This window comes from Lentibacillus songyuanensis (assembly GCF_039548255.1).
Lineage (GTDB): Bacteria > Bacillota > Bacilli > Bacillales > Amphibacillaceae > Lentibacillus_C > Lentibacillus_C songyuanensis.
This window is the reverse complement of sequence record NZ_JBCLVH010000012.1, coordinates 74,951-89,906: the sequence shown is the minus strand read 5'-3', so window position 1 is coordinate 89,906 and position 14,956 is coordinate 74,951. Positions and strand designations below refer to the sequence as shown.

Annotated in this window: 24 protein-coding genes; all 24 read right to left on the bottom strand. The window is 41.3% G+C overall.

The window, feature by feature from the left end; translation table 11 throughout:
- The 24 genes from WMZ97_RS13090 to WMZ97_RS12975 all read right to left on the bottom strand — a co-directional run bounded on the left by WMZ97_RS13090 (position 1) and on the right by WMZ97_RS12975 (position 14,944).
- The gene (locus tag WMZ97_RS13090) at positions 1-162 is read right to left on the bottom strand and encodes a hypothetical protein (protein WP_343272565.1); all 162 of its coding nucleotides are present in this window, start codon (positions 160-162) and stop codon (positions 1-3) included.
- 23 nt (positions 163-185) lie between these two features.
- On the bottom strand, positions 186-629 hold the full coding sequence (locus WMZ97_RS13085; protein ID WP_343272536.1) for a phage tail assembly chaperone: 444 nt from the start codon (positions 627-629) through the stop codon (positions 186-188).
- Positions 630-687: 58 nt separating this feature from the next.
- A complete protein-coding gene (locus WMZ97_RS13080) occupies positions 688-1,134 on the bottom strand; it encodes a phage tail tube protein (protein WP_343272535.1) in 447 nt (148 codons plus the stop codon).
- Positions 1,135-1,137: 3 nt separating this feature from the next.
- Complete coding sequence (locus tag WMZ97_RS13075) at positions 1,138-2,466, bottom strand: phage tail sheath family protein (protein WP_343272534.1); 1,329 nt, start codon at positions 2,464-2,466, stop codon at positions 1,138-1,140.
- Positions 2,463-2,687, bottom strand: a complete 225-nt coding sequence (locus WMZ97_RS13070) for a hypothetical protein (RefSeq protein WP_343272533.1) — start codon at positions 2,685-2,687, stop codon at positions 2,463-2,465. Before WMZ97_RS13070 ends, WMZ97_RS13075 begins: the two co-directional genes overlap by 4 nt.
- Positions 2,688-3,128, bottom strand: a complete 441-nt coding sequence (locus WMZ97_RS13065) for a phage portal protein (RefSeq protein WP_343272532.1) — start codon at positions 3,126-3,128, stop codon at positions 2,688-2,690.
- Between the two features lie 11 nt (positions 3,129-3,139).
- Positions 3,140-3,646: an HK97 gp10 family phage protein gene (locus tag WMZ97_RS13060; protein ID WP_343272531.1), complete on the bottom strand. Its 507-nt coding sequence runs from the start codon at positions 3,644-3,646 to the stop codon at positions 3,140-3,142.
- The gene (locus WMZ97_RS13055; RefSeq protein ID WP_343272530.1) at positions 3,643-3,999 is read right to left on the bottom strand and encodes a DUF3599 family protein; all 357 of its coding nucleotides are present in this window, start codon (positions 3,997-3,999) and stop codon (positions 3,643-3,645) included. Before WMZ97_RS13055 ends, WMZ97_RS13060 begins: the two co-directional genes overlap by 4 nt.
- Positions 3,996-4,376, bottom strand: coding sequence for a protein YqbG (gene yqbG / locus WMZ97_RS13050; RefSeq protein WP_343272529.1), 381 nt, complete (start codon positions 4,374-4,376; stop codon positions 3,996-3,998). Before yqbG ends, WMZ97_RS13055 begins: the two co-directional genes overlap by 4 nt.
- A gap of 5 nt (positions 4,377-4,381) precedes the next feature.
- On the bottom strand, positions 4,382-4,744 hold the full coding sequence (locus tag WMZ97_RS13045) for a hypothetical protein (protein WP_343272528.1): 363 nt from the start codon (positions 4,742-4,744) through the stop codon (positions 4,382-4,384).
- A 17-nt stretch (positions 4,745-4,761) separates the two neighbouring features.
- A complete protein-coding gene (locus WMZ97_RS13040) occupies positions 4,762-5,694 on the bottom strand; it encodes a phage major capsid family protein (RefSeq protein WP_343272564.1) in 933 nt (310 codons plus the stop codon).
- A gap of 33 nt (positions 5,695-5,727) precedes the next feature.
- Positions 5,728-6,858, bottom strand: coding sequence for an XkdF-like putative serine protease domain-containing protein (locus tag WMZ97_RS13035; RefSeq protein ID WP_343272527.1), 1,131 nt, complete (start codon positions 6,856-6,858; stop codon positions 5,728-5,730).
- The gene (locus WMZ97_RS13030; RefSeq protein ID WP_343272526.1) at positions 6,859-7,017 is read right to left on the bottom strand and encodes a hypothetical protein; all 159 of its coding nucleotides are present in this window, start codon (positions 7,015-7,017) and stop codon (positions 6,859-6,861) included. It lies immediately after the preceding gene.
- A gap of 10 nt (positions 7,018-7,027) precedes the next feature.
- Positions 7,028-7,930, bottom strand: a complete 903-nt coding sequence (locus WMZ97_RS13025) for a phage minor head protein (RefSeq protein ID WP_343272525.1) — start codon at positions 7,928-7,930, stop codon at positions 7,028-7,030.
- A complete protein-coding gene (locus WMZ97_RS13020) occupies positions 7,927-9,465 on the bottom strand; it encodes a phage portal protein (RefSeq protein WP_343272524.1) in 1,539 nt (512 codons plus the stop codon). Before WMZ97_RS13020 ends, WMZ97_RS13025 begins: the two co-directional genes overlap by 4 nt.
- Before the next feature lie 3 nt (positions 9,466-9,468).
- The gene (locus WMZ97_RS13015; protein ID WP_343272563.1) at positions 9,469-10,800 is read right to left on the bottom strand and encodes a PBSX family phage terminase large subunit; all 1,332 of its coding nucleotides are present in this window, start codon (positions 10,798-10,800) and stop codon (positions 9,469-9,471) included.
- Positions 10,801-10,817: 17 nt separating this feature from the next.
- Entirely contained in the window at positions 10,818-11,684 is an 867-nt protein-coding gene (gene terS / locus WMZ97_RS13010; RefSeq protein ID WP_343272523.1) for a phage terminase small subunit, read from the bottom strand.
- Between the two features lie 54 nt (positions 11,685-11,738).
- A complete protein-coding gene (locus tag WMZ97_RS13005) occupies positions 11,739-11,969 on the bottom strand; it encodes a hypothetical protein (RefSeq protein WP_343272522.1) in 231 nt (76 codons plus the stop codon).
- 34 nt (positions 11,970-12,003) lie between these two features.
- Positions 12,004-13,284: a site-specific DNA-methyltransferase gene (locus WMZ97_RS13000; RefSeq protein ID WP_343272562.1), complete on the bottom strand. Its 1,281-nt coding sequence runs from the start codon at positions 13,282-13,284 to the stop codon at positions 12,004-12,006.
- Between the two features lie 120 nt (positions 13,285-13,404).
- Positions 13,405-13,875: a DNA-binding response regulator gene (locus WMZ97_RS12995; protein ID WP_343272521.1), complete on the bottom strand. Its 471-nt coding sequence runs from the start codon at positions 13,873-13,875 to the stop codon at positions 13,405-13,407.
- Between the two features lie 144 nt (positions 13,876-14,019).
- Positions 14,020-14,172 carry a hypothetical protein gene (locus tag WMZ97_RS12990; RefSeq protein ID WP_343272520.1) on the bottom strand — a complete coding sequence of 51 codons (153 nt, stop codon included), beginning with the start codon at positions 14,170-14,172 and terminating at the stop codon, positions 14,020-14,022.
- Positions 14,173-14,275: 103 nt separating this feature from the next.
- Positions 14,276-14,476: an XtrA/YqaO family protein gene (locus WMZ97_RS12985; RefSeq protein ID WP_343272519.1), complete on the bottom strand. Its 201-nt coding sequence runs from the start codon at positions 14,474-14,476 to the stop codon at positions 14,276-14,278.
- Between the two features lie 69 nt (positions 14,477-14,545).
- Positions 14,546-14,686 (bottom strand): hypothetical protein, encoded by a 141-nt coding sequence (locus tag WMZ97_RS12980; protein WP_343272518.1) that lies wholly within the window; start codon positions 14,684-14,686, stop codon positions 14,546-14,548.
- A gap of 12 nt (positions 14,687-14,698) precedes the next feature.
- A complete protein-coding gene (locus WMZ97_RS12975) occupies positions 14,699-14,944 on the bottom strand; it encodes a hypothetical protein (RefSeq protein WP_343272517.1) in 246 nt (81 codons plus the stop codon).
- Between the last annotated feature and the right edge of the window lie 12 nt (positions 14,945-14,956).

Here is a 14,956-nt window from a genome sequence, read left to right as displayed (position 1 = left end):
TTATTTCCCTCCCTTACTCCTTTTTGCTTCTTTCTCCAACTCTTCCAATTTGATGGATATGGAACCATACAAAAATGATTTGAAACGGTAGTCCGCCTCATACATTTCTAATAATTGAGATGGGGAATACTTAAGTTCATGCATTGCATAGTACATATAAATGGACTCTTTATCCCCATCTCTTATTAGTTTTTTGCTATTTCTTCCAAGTCGTCCAGATCATCTTCAAACCCATTTATTTCGGCAGCTTTTGCAATCCAATTTGCGTACTCACCAGCAACATGAAGAACCTTTTTGGCAATTTCTACTGGATCCTCTGTTTTATAAGCCTTACGCATTTCGGATGCTTTGAAGTCTGGATAAGTGGTTGATTCAACCGCAATACGAGCCATAAAGCGTGAGTTATCCAGCTCTTTTCCTACTACCTTGTTGTTTTTAACAACGTTTTTCATGCTCGTTTTCTCTAATTCATCCACACGCTCCGTTGTAATGGGTTTAAATTTGAAAGGAATCACATTCCCGTCTTTGTCCTTGAATCGTTTTGAAATTGGCGCAGTGAACTCCTCAACCTCTGCTGCTTTCCCCGGCATAAAAAATGATAAATCGACTTGCTGTTCAGTATTTGACATGTAATTTCCTCCTAATGTTTATAAGTAAATAAAAAAAGAGCGAGGGTTAGTCGCTCTCTTATTCGAATGAGTCTTTCAATGCTTCTGGGAGGTCAAAGTCCTCAAACGTAAACGGAACTTCCTCTTCCAATGACGCCGCTTCAATGTCTAATCCAGCCACCTTGACACTGTCGAAGTTAACGTCATAAAGTGAAACTCGTTCAGTTCCACGGTCTGCCGTTTTATCATCCAAGACAGCCTGCATAGTAAAATACGGATCCTTACCTGTTTTGATATATTCCGACATGATTTCAATGAATCGTGACGTCACTTTATAGAACGTCGCAGTACCCGTACCGCTCGCTCCTGAAGTTTTATGACCCATCATGCGTCGCCCCATAATCGGGGTTTCTTCTTTGTTCTTTTCGACGTTTGCTTCAAACGTTTTAATATACGCCAGTTCCTCGCCTTCAAGAAACAGTCGCCCCTCTTTACCATTTATGGTGTTTCGTGCTCTGAATACCATAGATTATCTCACCTCCACTGCAAAGTAGAATTTCTCTGCACTTCCAACAGGCTGGATACCGACATTTACAATGAAACCATCACCCGCAGCTGTGATTTCTATTTCGATATCCTCTTTTGGATCGAAATCCATAACCACGCCGTCATCCTGTAATAGGTTTAAGTACAGAGCTACTGCGGTTTGGACAATCGACACTCCGTCTGGTGACACAGGAATATCTTCGCCCGTGCGCTTGCGGTTCTTAATGATGTCTTTGAAACTACGGAAAACATCATTGTGGAACGCATCAATAATGCGAATCACTTTGTTCAATGAGAACTTGGCGTCAGATTCCAGTGAGTTTTGGTCTTTTTCAACCGTAACAGTCTTGTCTCGACCATCAAAAGTGAACAAAAACTCACCTTTTTTGAGACGTTTTACTGTTTCATCATGATCATAACGGGGTTCAACATCCACAGCACCCTCGTATTCCATGAACGTAAGTGATTGTTTCAATGAAGCGCCAGCAATAGCACCCGCTACCCATGCAGTTGTTTCTGCAGGACTTAACGTTTTATCATTTTCCAGCACTACACCGTTTGTGACGTTGACTACACCTTCATAATTGGCGTCGTAATCAGCGACAACCCCCTGAACTTTAATGCCTTGGTCTTCACGTAAACGTTTGATGAATGATGTGAACGTTACTTTTAATTCCTCTTCATCAACCGGCAAAGCGACAACGTCGAATGATTCTGTTTCCAACGCAGATAGAAAATCAGTGTACGCCCCTGTAATAGGTTCCTTGTCGCTACCGCCAGATAACGAAACAGAAGCCTTCTCTTCCAATACTCCGGATCCAGAGAAAGCGACACATTCATTCCCCTTTAATTCATCAGCATTTTTGACGGTTTGGGTTTCAATTTCACGCGCACCAAAGAATGTAGTAACATCCATTGCTTCATCATCAATGACGTTGTTGGCTACACGAATCTTGATGTCATTACCCTTGGAACCGCCGTATTTAGCTTCTACCTTTACGCCTTCCGTGAGGTCTGCTTTCGCTTTTTCGCCCTCGTTCACGCGATAAACAAGCACTTCATTTGCTCGCTTCCTCACCTCTCTTAGCAATAAAAGAGATGGTTCTGCAAGGTCGAGTCCTAATTTATCACTTGCATCTGACTCTCGTTTAATTTCAATGATTTTCTTAGGTTCTCCCCAAGATAAAATCAAAGGGATTGCAGCACGCCCGCGCTCACCGACAGTAACTCTATCGTTGGCGCGTTCTGTGAAATTAAAGTAAATACCCGGCCTTACTTTTTCTTGACCTGGTGTAAATGTTCCGCCCTTCATTGTTTAACCTCCTTGTTTAAAAATGTTTTTATGCGGTTTTCCGCATATGATTTGGTTATTTGTGGTTCTTTTTCATGATAAAAGGCGCCGTCAAACACCTCTGGCTTAACGCCAAACAGCTCTTGACTATGCGCCCTAAGGTCATGTAAATAATAAGTTTGTTCTTTTTCCGCTGTTTTTGTTTGCTTTTGCGGCTGTGGTTTTTTCGTTTTATCGCTCAACTATTTCACCTCGCTATAAAGTTCTAAATTCCGTAACGCTGGCCACTCTTCACGGCTGTAATGATAGTTGCTATCCCAGCCCACAATAATAGTGGCCACACCGTTGTCTCCGATTCTGGTCTCGATTTTCGATATACGAATATAGTCTCCTGTTAATTCACCTTCTGGGTTCACCATAGGGATAACGTTTTTGCTTGACCTGACCTCATCTGCAATCATTTCAGCCCTGTCATTGGCGATTACTGAATCCTCATGAAACAACTTCACAGAAAGGCTATACGTTTTGGTGAACGTCATGTTTGTATCGTTACTATCAAACGCAGTCGGAATAGGAAAATACAAAGAAGGAACCGCGAAATCCGACGGCACTTCTTTTTTATACACCTTTACAGGAAACAGGTTATGAAAATACCTCATTATAGAGCCTACCTCCGGATTCAACTAACCACCTCCTAAAATTCAGCGTCAATCCATTCTTGCAGCAAGCGATCAAGTCCTTTTTCGAATAACTTGTCGAATATAGCCAACGCAGTATCCCAATACCCTGTTCCATCTACCCACGTGAATTTCAATAACATTCCGGTATCAGAACCGGGAACGTATTTAAAGCGATCGCCTTCCCAATGACCCGGAACCCAACGCCTATCCAGTCCCTTGCTTGGGTCAATCGTGAAATGTCCGTCATTGACGTATGAAGCATAATGTACGTTAGTTCCAATATCGAGTGTCATGCCGCCATTTGAAATAGACCACATGTTTTCGCTGTCGCCTTTACCAAAGGAATTTAATAGCCTTCTGGTGTCCACCGTTTTCGTTCTAATGATTTCGTCCTGTACCAAGTCAAGGAACTCCATACCCATAGCTTCAAGCCACTCTCCAAATTTCTTAGCCAATCCGCCTCCAGCAGCACTGTCCAATGCATTAATGAAGTCATCTAGGCCATCAATTTCGAATTTCATATGTTTTCACTCCTATAAACAACCACTTCGATATGGTGATTTTTAATAAGTCTTGGCTTTCGGGCTTTATAAACAATCCCACCCCAAACGACTTTATCACCAAGCCGAATATCCGTTGACTTTAGAAAGTGAACATCATAAACCTCTGTGATGACCTGATTAGGTTCTGCTTGAACAACCGTTTGATTGTTCTCGACAAAATAACTATGCACGTCTTTATGGTCTGGGGCATCTGGAAAGTAATGATTCCGCTGCATATCTTCGACTGGCACACCGAATGTCGGATTTTCTGTATCCTCCGCTTGTAAATGATAAATGTCACAACGGTCAGTCAGTAGTTTTTTGTAACTCATAGCGACCGAACCCTTAGGAACACACCGTCGGTTTTCTGTTCATCATTTTCGATATAACCGCTAATCAATCCCGATATATCAGGCATGGTCATTTTTGAACCGTCCTGCAGCGTATAAGAGTAATCGCCTATTTTCTCTGACTTATAGCCCTTGGCCATAGACTCGTCGCTGTTGATAAGCGCGAAAAACTGTGCCACTTTCAATAGCGCCAGCTTTAATTTTTCGGGTAATGGATCATGTTTTTCGATTGGTTTTTTTAACTTGCTGTCGATATAAGTTTCCGCTTCTAAAATGTCCATTTCGAGTAGATCGTCTTTTCTTTCTAGCACATCTTCAAAAACGGAATACGATTTTAAATCCTTGGGGGTAATTGACATTTATATCACTCGCCCTCTTCTTGACCATCTTCCTGCAGCTGTAGGATTAAAGCAATTCGGTCATCTTGATTACTTGTTTCCTCAACATTGCCACCTAATTCCTCAATCAATGCTTTCTGCTCATCTGCATTAAGCTTTTTCAGAGAGGATTCGGTATGTTTATCCGGGTTTTCGTTATTTTCAGAGCCTTGACCCCCGCCGTTTTCCGGATTGTTTGTCTGCTCATCTCCGCCCGCATCTTCTAAATCAACGAATTTCGAGAGCAAATCCGCTTTGTTTTCCACCTCTTTGGGTGTTTTGGCATGAAAAAAGCGTCCGCCACCAATGTGTAGAACGCCTTTATCAGCTTTATACTGTACTTTTCCCACAGAAAGTACCTCCTTTCTTATAGATTATCGCCAGTCATCCATGCAACAGCGTCGATTTCACGTACAATTGCATCTAAATAAGCGTAAAGTACATGGTATGTTGCGTCCTTGGCCGCAGCAGTTGCACCATCAGCAGTACGAATGTATCGTAATTGACGGGTAAACACTGGCTTAAGGTTGGACTTTGGTGTTAATGCAGCAAAGCCGCCTTGCATTTCAGCTACAATTTCCACTGGATATCCAGCTATGCGAGTGATTTTACCATCTTGCAGAACTGCGTCGCCAAACCCTGTTTTACGTTCAGATACAAGCGAAACAAGTCGGTCATTAGTGGCTTGAGTAAAGAACCATGAAATGTCCGTATGGCTCTTGAACCGTTCTGGCAATACCTGAATATGGTTCACGAAGTCCGTGATTTTCAATTCTTGGTCAGCTAAATCAGTCTTGTTTTTGGATTCTTTCATCTTTTTAACAAAACCATTAAGAATACCAAGAAAATCCGCGTCATCTCCTGTTGCGTCTGTGTCGCCATTAAAGATTAGGTCTTGCAAATCAACCGCAAACTGCTTCTGAATCATATCGACAACCTTTTGTTCCGCGTTATCTCCACGTGCAGTCTGGGAATAGAATACATCATCATTTTGTAACCACTCATCCCAACGAACTTTACGAACGTTGTAAGGGATTTGACGATTATCAATAGAGCCAGTACCTGTTGGTTCGTCATTCTTTCCTGCTTGACGTAGTTTACGGCGCCCAACACTCAGTGCGTCAATATTCCCTGCAGGTACATCACGATAAATTGGTGACAAGGACGGGAGTGTAGTAGCGTTATTGATTGTATCTACTAGGAATGCCTCCGCATCCTTCACAGCCATTGGAATATCAAGATTTTTCTTGATTGAAGCAATGGCCGCTTCTTTGTTAATAATTTGCTTATTTGTTTTCATAGGCATGTTCAATTCTCCTCCTTATATTTTGCCTTAGCCGAAATGGCGCATGTAACCTTTCTGAACTTCCTCTTCACCGGAACCCTCGCCCGATTCATCATGATCAACTTGCTTAGAAATACCCCTTGCCTTTTCAATAGTGTCCAAGCGACTGTTGATTGGGCTTAATTTTTCATCCAGAGCCTTTGAGAACTGCTCCATCAGTTCGTCGGATTGACCTTGGTCGCCTTCTCCTTCTCCCTCGGAACTGCCCTCCGAATCCTCTTTTTCAAATTCATCTAACCGCTTGTTAATGGGATCCAATTTGTCATCAAGCAGCTTTTCAATATCTTCTTTTTTCATTTCGGTATCACCCTTTCTTAAAGTTTCTGGCTTGCCTTCAAGTGCCTTCTGGACATCACCAGACGTTTTAATTTCTTGCACAATGTCGAGGAAGTCTTGTACACCTGCCTCCAATCGTTCAAAATCTACTACCTCTGGGGTTCGATTATCCCAAATGGAGTCATAGAACGTATCTTCCATTCCGTCCCACACAGCCCATATATTGCGACGTTTTTGGTTATCTTCATAACGATCACGGACTTCACCCTTCGTGAAAAAGCTTTTCAACAAATCAAAAAAGCCCTTCATTTCCTCGTCATTTCCTTCATCAGACTTGGAAGTAGGCTTTTTACCATTGTTTTTATTCTGTTTTTCAACCGTTTCAGCCGTGCCAGCCATTGAATAACCTGTTATTTCACCTTTTTTAATGTCTTCCCAGACTTCATCACTGGCCTTAGTAACCAAAACCCATGAACCTTTAGCAATGGAATGCTCTCCAATGTCGAAATCAGCAGGGGCAATGTATGACTCGACCACTTCACCGACGCCAGATTCAAAGTCATGCTGCTTATCAATATTGCGGGCATCTTTGACAAATCCGTGTGCCGCCTTTTCAATCTCAGCAGCAGTCATAACATCACCATGAGAGTCCTCAACATCAGGTTCATACACAACCCCATAGACAAGTTGCTGCTCCTCATCTTCTTTATCGATAAAGACCTTAACCTCTTTCTTGAAGTCGGGTTGTTTATCTGACTTCGTGAAGAAAAACTGTTTCTGGTTAGCGCCTTTGTCTACGTATGAAACGTGGGTGATATTTGCGTTAATTAATTCGCGTGGCATTTACTGTTCACCCCCTTTCAGTTTGTATTCAATCGATATTTCTAAGTAAGGAGCGCCATCTGCATACTCATCTTCGGACATCCCTATCTTTTCAACTTCATTTAGGTCAAGATTTTCTAATGCATGAATCGCCCAATCTCTTATTTTTTCCTTATTCACGTTAACCCTCCTAACTAGCTAATTCGTCCAAAGCTTCTTGTCTCATAGCTTCTTTTTCTTCTTTACTCAACCTTAAAATATCCTCGTCGACAACTGGCCCTAATACACACCCACAGTTAACTCTGTTTTTAGGACTGAATGATGGGTCTCTAGGAAATAACCCCTCTTCACCATCAACTTGGAAATAATCATTAACCGGTATTTCTACTCCATCCATTGCGATATGAGTTTCCCTTGCATCAATGTTCTTAGTGCCGCTATGCTTCCATTTTTTCATGACAACAGAAGGGCTTTGCATGAAAGATTCCCAGTGAGCACGACTGGAAGCTGTAAGAATTTCCGTTCTGGCTGTTGTCCTAGCCCTATTCCTGTCAAATTGCGGCATATCTTTCATTCTTAATTCAACATCTGCAATAGAATCACCATCCGAAATGGCGTCCAATAACTCTTTTTCGAGCGCTTCATGCGTGGTTAGCTCCATAATATCCGCCAGATCAGTTGACCAGTTTTTAATCCAATTGGTGGTTTTCTCGGAAAGAACCTCGAATATGACGTCGGGATCAATCGATTCCATCATCACTTTCGCCAGTTCCTCTGTGGTCATTTGTAAAAAACTTGCTGTTTCGTCACCAAATTCATCCACGAAATCATCCGCAGCGAACAAATCACCTTTCAAATAAAGCAGGAATGCCTCTAACGTAATTGAATCGCTTTTTGATACAAATGTATCGAACGCATCTAAATACCATTTGCGCTGCTCCCTTAGCAATCTAGCCACTATTTTCTCGTACTCTTCCACCAAGTCCTGTATTTTTTCAAGTCCTGGGAAATCAGTGACAAGATCCGCAATGTCATCATCCTCTTTTTCTATGAAAGCATTCAAACTCTTTAATAAACTTTCAATTTTTGTCATGACTGAATCCCCTCGAGAACATCCCTCATATCTTTTAATAGATTGACAAGTTCAGTTCGGTCGTTACCTGACTTTTGGATGTTTAATAAGCCCGACAAAGGGTCATTCGCTTCACGCATGAGCACTTGCAGTGGAACATTGTATTCATCAGGGAACGGGTCTAGCTTTGCACCAAGAACTTTTTCTAATAATGGCCGCAAATCGTTTGGAGCAACAGCACCAGCTTGGATAAATGGGTCTAAAACCTTTGAAATTTCAACTGGATCATGGAAATCAGCACCTTTTACAGCTAATTTCACATAACTAAACCCTAATGGCTCCAAAAATAAAGTGTTTAACACCCTAGCCAATCCCTTTCTTTCGGGCTGGAATACTTGTTCCTCTGTCACTTTTCGAGCTGTATCAGCTGTTGCCCGGCTAAATTCCTGCGCTTCTCCCGTATAAAGTGGCGGCAAACGGAATGCCGAACGTATTTTTTTCCTTGTATTTTCGTCATATTCAAGAAACAAGGCGTCTTGCTGCAATATTTCTGCAAGTGATTTGATTTCCACCTTGGCAGGAACCAGCTTTTCTTCACCATGAACGGCCGTTTCCTCTGCAGCTCCCATTGCTTCAAGCAGTAAGAACTTATGAGCGCCATCTGTACCCTCTAAATCATTCATGTATTCCTGCAGTTTCTCATAAGAATCATCATCAAGCTTGCCGTTAGAAACTGTTACCGCAGCTGGAATGTGTCGTCCGTTTTTGAAGTACATAAGATTGAGTTCCTCGGCCTTCCTTGCACCGTATAGGCTGATCAATGTACCTATCCAACGCGGTTTCCCATAAGTGCCGCTGCCAATCTTGAAATGGACGATTTCATTTGCCCTAAGGTTATCCGGTGTATTCTCGTCAAACTTGCCGTTCGACATGTTCATGATGCGTGGGTCTCCGTATTCTTTAAAGTAGACCTTCTTTCCGTCAATCTTTTGTACAAAACGCCTGAATTGCTTCGAGCGAGTCTCCTCTTTTTTCTCGCCGTTTTCAAGGATTGTATATTTTACATCCGTGTAATCTGTTTTTTTACACACACGCATATGCTGTGCGTCCACGTATTCAATGCCAACTGGCTGTCCTAGCGTGTTTCTGATGATTTCCATATATCCGTTACCTGTTTTCTCTTTATCGTCCAGAATATGCCCCAAAATGACTTCTGGCGACTCATCTAAATTAAGGTACCTGATAAACTCATCTAATCTTCTCCATTCGTTTCGAGCCGATTCTTTGAGTTCGTCCTTTATTTCTTCTGAGTTTATGTCTATTTTAAAGTCAGGCTCAATACCAAACTCAATGATATTTGTCTTGTAGGCATCAATACATTGCTGCAAGATGGAAGAATAATCACCCATCAACTTTAATTCTTGCATGTTATATGGTGGTTCGATTATTTCACCTTGGCCGCCATAAGCTCCTGCGAAATCATCTTCATATATCTGTTTTGATTCCTCTGACACAGAAGCTTTTATCACCCTTGCCCTGACTGTTTGTTCTGCCATAGATTATCTCCTCCTTCCCGCAGGTCTTTTAGTAGACGGTCTGCCTTTTGCCTCTTCTTTCAAATCAGCGACTTCATAACCATCCAACCCATACCAGATAGCTTCAAATGTGTGGGGGTCGATATTGAATTCATCATATATTGTCTTGCCCTGCTTATCTTTTTTATAAGTGAGTGTTTTTAATTCGCGAATTGTGTTCTTGCATTCATCAGAACAGATGATTTTTCGGAATCTCTTAACCTTCTTGGTGTTTTGCAGCCGTGAACCTTGATATTTTTTAGCTCCAAACATGCTAAAACCTTGTTGTCTGTAATATTGAATGGTTTTCGGTTCGGCAGAGTCAGCAATAATCTTTTCTTTATGCAGATCATGTTCTTTTAAATCCTCTTCCGTTTGGTCATCAGTCATGTTGTTTTTGTAATATTCCCAATAAATGTAAAGGTATTTCTTTTCGGGGTCGACTGCCATTCTGATAACCGCGTTGTAAGATGTTACAAACCCAAAGTCCATGCCAGTACGCTTGATGGGCTTCTTTATGTTTTCTATCGCTTCCATGACCGTGCCGTGAGCTTCTACCGTGAATTGAGGTAAAACCCTTGTGCCACTCACGCCAAAATGACCTTTCCGAGCTACACGGTAAAGGTCTGGGTCATAGTTTTCCATGTCCTCAAGCTGGTCAATATAACTTGCCGGCAAAAACAAGTTATCATCTGCAGTAGAGTGATGGTAATAAGTATCGCCAATCACAATGGTTCGCTTTTCATACAACTCATAATCATCTAATATAAACGTTTCGTTCAATTCATCTTTAAAAAAGTGTCTATATGTCCAGCTCTCCTGAGAAACAGGGTTTGTTGATAGAATCATGTATAAATCCAGCGTCGGGTGCCTTAACCGGCCAATAAGCTCTTTAAATCCCTCATACTTAATTTCGGAACACTCTTCCAGCCAGATTAGCGACACGTTATGAATAGATTTTAACTTTGCAGGCTTATCCATTCCCTTAAAAATAACCTTAGACCCATTGGAAAACCGTAATTCGTATGGACTTTCCTTTGGCCTTATCTTTCCTCTGGCAATCTTCCTGCGCCCCGTATCGTCAAGCAACCCTAAATCCTCTATAATCTCTGTAAACAAAGAGAATGTACTGTCTTTATGAGTTTCATAGACTTCACGGACAACGAGAGCCGTTCGCTTCTCTGCCAGCAATTTAAGGATTATCTTGAGAGCCACATGATAACTTTTACTTGAACCATATCCACCAACAAGCAGCTGGAACTTCTCATTCCAATCAAATAGAAAATCATCAAAATGGGGATTGACTTCTTTTTCAATCACTAAAGCAGCGCCCATCAGTTGTCACCCTTTCTCTTGATGACAACTTCAATTGGTTGTTCGTCGGTATCATCTTCTAAGTTATCCGCTTCCGCCCTAATCTTTTCGATATTGGCTTCTAACAACTCAAGCTCAAGTGGGTGTTTATTATAAGCCTTGTCCATATCGTGTTTTTGTTTAATAGCTTTCACAAGCTGGTTGGTAACTCTTGTCAAAGCATCTTCCAAATTAAGTACATCATCAATCTTTCTGTATTCCGTTTCTTCTATTTGGGTAATAACAAGTGCTGATTTAGGAACAGGAACATGCATTTCAACGCCATCTTTATTTTCTATAACATGAATGTCTTTAGAATCTTTTAATTCCTGCAACACGCGCCGCTCTTTTTCCGTCAATCCATCTTCAAGCGCACGGATCCGTTTCATCATCCGACGTTCACGCAAAGACAATTCCCTTATTTTAATATCAATCTGGTATAAAGGGTCTGTTTCAATAGATTCGAATAACTCTTTCTCATCATCATCCAGATAGTCCCACATGATGGTTTCGTATTCGCCAGTAGTGACCGCATTCCTATTCATTCTTGGTGCCCCGCCGCTATTACCCACGCCATTCTTGTTACCTTTAGGAGCGCCGCCCTCATTACCGACAGCGTTCTTATTTCCCTTTGGCGCCCCTCTTTTCGAGGTTGCATCCTTTTTATTTTTGGTTGCAACTTTTTCTTTATCGGTTGCACCCTTATTTTCAGTTTTTTCCCGCGACCATTTTTCACGGCTTTTTCTGCTTTTTAAAGTCCCTAATTTTACACCGTGCTTTTTCGCTAAAGACTTTAACGTGATTTTATTATTTTCCCATTCCTCTCGAATGTCATCCCAATTGGCCATCTTTACATCACCGCCACCTCCAAGTTTTAATTAATCATTTGAGTTGAGTTGTTTTCAGAAATCATGCTTTTGCAGCGCCAAGTCAATTTCAATTAACTTTTTCAAATCATCAACAGTGTTCACCTCGATTCGACCATCTTGGAAATCCTTTACCCAGCGAGTTATGCCCGCGTTAACTATTTTTCTGTACTTCTCTTTTGATTCTAATAGCCCACTAACTGTTTTGGCTTCATGTTCCAGTATCAAATCATCATTAGAACGTTTGTTTGTATCACTTGCCTTCATTTAGATTGCACCCCTTTATAGGCAACTCAACCTCTTATTTATTAACAAGTACAGGTTCTATGCCAGTAGACTCAAAGTACCTTTGTTTAATAACATCACAGAAAACAGGGTCAAGCTCCATTGTTCTGCATTCTCTTTCTGTCTGATCACATGTCATTAAAGTTGAACCGCTACCTCCAAATAAATCAACAACAATGTCTTTCTTTACACTGCTATTTTTTACAGGAATAGCAATTAACTCCAATGGCTTTTGGGTGGGATGAACATATCCGTTCACATTTCCTCTGCTTATTTCCCAAACTGTTGCTGGCTCTGGAACATCTTCAAGCAAGCCAGCTTTCCACACGGTGGATTGTTTTCTATCTCCGTACCAACTTGGAGAATGACCTTTTTTAAAAGCGTAAAATATCGGTTCATGTTGCCAACGATATTGACTCCAACCGAATGAGGGGTAATTTTTCACCCATATACATTGTGACCTTGTAACGATTCCGTGCTTATTCATGGCGTTTTCAAATTCCCTTTGATATGAGGAACCATGAAATATGTAAATTGCCGCATTGTCTTTCATCAGATGTGAATAACTCTTAAAAACACCGAGCAAAAAGTCATCAAATTCATGGTCAGACATGTCATCATTCATAATAGAATCACGTCCTGAACCGCCCAATTCTTTTGATTCACTTGTTACAGCAACATTATATGGTGGATCCGTGACAACTAAATCAGCTTTATCATCTTGCATTAGCTTGTCAATATCCTCTCTTTTTGTAGCGTCACCGCAAACAAGAAGGTGATTACCTAACTTCCAGACGTCATCATATTCTGTTTCTGGTTCTTTTATGTTTTCAACTGCAGCATCAACATCAAAGTCATCCTCTTCGACAGGATCATCAATGCCTGTGTCCGGCGGCAAATTGTCGAGCAGCTCATCAAGATCACCAGAATCAAACCCTGTGATTTCCATTCCTATATCGGTATCAGTCAGCTCTTGTAGTAATGTTGCGAGTTTTTCATCATCCCACTGGCCACTAATTTTATTAAGCGCAATGTTTAACGCCTTTTCTTTCGTGAGGCTTAGGTCGACAACGGATACGTCTACTTCCGTGGGGTTTTGCTCCATCAATATTTTGAAACGCTGATGGCCGCCCACGAGGTTACCGGTTTGCTCGTTCCAAACTAACGGCTCGACGTAACCGAACTCATCTAGGGAACGCTTTAATTTTTCGTATTCCTCGTCTCCCGGACGTAAATCAATCCTCGGGTTATATGGTGCGGGATTTATTTTATTGATTGATATTGACCTGATATCCATTTCCAACATTGTCACCTCCTCATTTATATTTGCGCATAAAAAAACACTCACGCAAGTGAGTGCGGTAAATTTACTAAGTATTATGATGGGGAATTTTTCCTCGCCGTCCTGCCTTACATTCTACACTGTGCATTTTTGATTTGGCAATCTTTGTTCAATGTGTTCATTGTGTAAAATATGTTCAAAGTGTTCAAAGTGTAAAATTTGATGGACGATACTTTCTTTAATTCCATAAATATTAGTCCTAGACAATCCCATATGCTTTCCTATGGCAGCCATGCTCATTCCATCTAACATGCAGCCAAGAACAGCTATTTCTCTTTCGTCAGTAATGACATGCATACGCTTTTGGATAAAGGACACCTTAGCCTCCAGCTTATTTAGCCATGAATACTTCTCGTCACGTCTTGCCACCTCATTGGCTACAGGATCGCTGGTAATTCCCTGCGCTTTTGGCATATCCGATTCTTCCCCCATTTGAGCCGTAACCCTTACCCGGATATCCTCATCAATGAACTTGCGCTGTCTTTTAATTTCATTCATCATCCAATTGTAATCTCTGAGAGCACTCTCTATCTGTTTTTTGTTCATCCTTCCACCCCATCTCAAATAGTGATTGTACGTATTTGCTACGACCAACTGGGTCTATCGCTCCGGTTCTTTTATCTTTTCGATAGTCGCTCACACGCCACCTCATACCCGGCAGAGCTGACCTCTTTTTATTTGATTCAGCCATCACCAGACCACGCTTCCGAAAAACAACATGATTGAAATAATGCAGATGGTTCCGAGTAATTGCCGTAATTCCCTATCTTTCTTTTCTCCAACAACCCCGAACAACGTGAATAAAACAATGAGTAACATAACTACCTGAAATACAATGATCACGATAAACCTCTCCTTTATTTGGTTTAAAAAACAAAAAAGGACACCAAAACAGCATAGCGCTGTCTCGATGTCCGCTGGTTGGCCAGGGGGGACTAATATTTATTTAAAATTCTTCTCCTTGTTCAATCCTCATCCTGCTTACCTTACCCTTATGGGTGATGATTTTATATTCTCCATGAGCTGGTAGTGCTCTTAGTTTTGCCTTACCTTCCGATATAACTATCACACAATTGGAAGGTACATCCATTATATCAATTTCTAGCTTCATAGTCTCGTGGTCTATCTCTATATCTTCTAATTCCAACAGGATCCCTCCCTATATGTAGTTATGTTATAATGTAATTGGTTGGGTCAGGAGAAATCCTGACTTTTTTTATTTAAATGACTGCAGCATATCTTCATAGATGGCCAACCTTTCCTGTAACATAAGCTCACTATTAGGTTCTGACTTAATCCTTTCTTTCAGCTTTTCAATTCTCTTTTTTGTGAATTCCTTTAGCTCCTGATCCGTCACTTTATTCACCCCCTACATAAACTTGTGTCCAACCCGAATATGGTCGACCGGTTTTAGTACCTCGTGCACCTTCAATCCCATGAACATTAAATCCCCTTGAGCCTTTATCGAACCGACTGGAGTAGTCACAGGCATGTTGGCAGCTATTATTCTGTTGAGTGTGTATGTCCCGAGATAAATCTCGTTCGGTTCAATCCCCAGGCTGTACCAGTTTGCTTTTTCTTCATAAACCCGCTTCACAATATCGTCAACTTGCAATTAATAACCCTC

Excerpts from the sequence above, each read along its gene's own strand:
- WMZ97_RS13085 (WP_343272536.1), bottom strand. The coding sequence starts at position 629 with ATGTCAAATACTGAACAGCAAGTCGATTTATCATTTTTTATGCCGGGG.
- WMZ97_RS13080 (WP_343272535.1), bottom strand. The coding sequence starts at position 1,134 with ATGGTATTCAGAGCACGAAACACCATAAATGGTAAAGAGGGGCGACTG.
- WMZ97_RS13075 (WP_343272534.1), bottom strand. The coding sequence starts at position 2,466 with ATGAAGGGCGGAACATTTACACCAGGTCAAGAAAAAGTAAGGCCGGGT.
- WMZ97_RS13060 (WP_343272531.1), bottom strand. The coding sequence starts at position 3,646 with ATGAAATTCGAAATTGATGGCCTAGATGACTTCATTAATGCATTGGAC.
- WMZ97_RS13055 (WP_343272530.1), bottom strand. The coding sequence starts at position 3,999 with ATGAGTTACAAAAAACTACTGACTGACCGTTGTGACATTTATCATTTA.
- yqbG (WP_343272529.1), bottom strand. The coding sequence starts at position 4,376 with ATGTCAATTACCCCCAAGGATTTAAAATCGTATTCCGTTTTTGAAGAT.
- WMZ97_RS13040 (WP_343272564.1), bottom strand. The coding sequence starts at position 5,694 with ATGAAAACAAATAAGCAAATTATTAACAAAGAAGCGGCCATTGCTTCA.
- WMZ97_RS13035 (WP_343272527.1), bottom strand. The coding sequence starts at position 6,858 with ATGCCACGCGAATTAATTAACGCAAATATCACCCACGTTTCATACGTA.
- WMZ97_RS13025 (WP_343272525.1), bottom strand. The coding sequence starts at position 7,930 with ATGACAAAAATTGAAAGTTTATTAAAGAGTTTGAATGCTTTCATAGAA.
- WMZ97_RS13020 (WP_343272524.1), bottom strand. The coding sequence starts at position 9,465 with ATGGCAGAACAAACAGTCAGGGCAAGGGTGATAAAAGCTTCTGTGTCA.
- terS (WP_343272523.1), bottom strand. The coding sequence starts at position 11,684 with ATGGCCAATTGGGATGACATTCGAGAGGAATGGGAAAATAATAAAATC.
- WMZ97_RS13005 (WP_343272522.1), bottom strand. The coding sequence starts at position 11,969 with ATGAAGGCAAGTGATACAAACAAACGTTCTAATGATGATTTGATACTG.
- WMZ97_RS13000 (WP_343272562.1), bottom strand. The coding sequence starts at position 13,284 with ATGGATATCAGGTCAATATCAATCAATAAAATAAATCCCGCACCATAT.
- WMZ97_RS12995 (WP_343272521.1), bottom strand. The coding sequence starts at position 13,875 with ATGAACAAAAAACAGATAGAGAGTGCTCTCAGAGATTACAATTGGATG.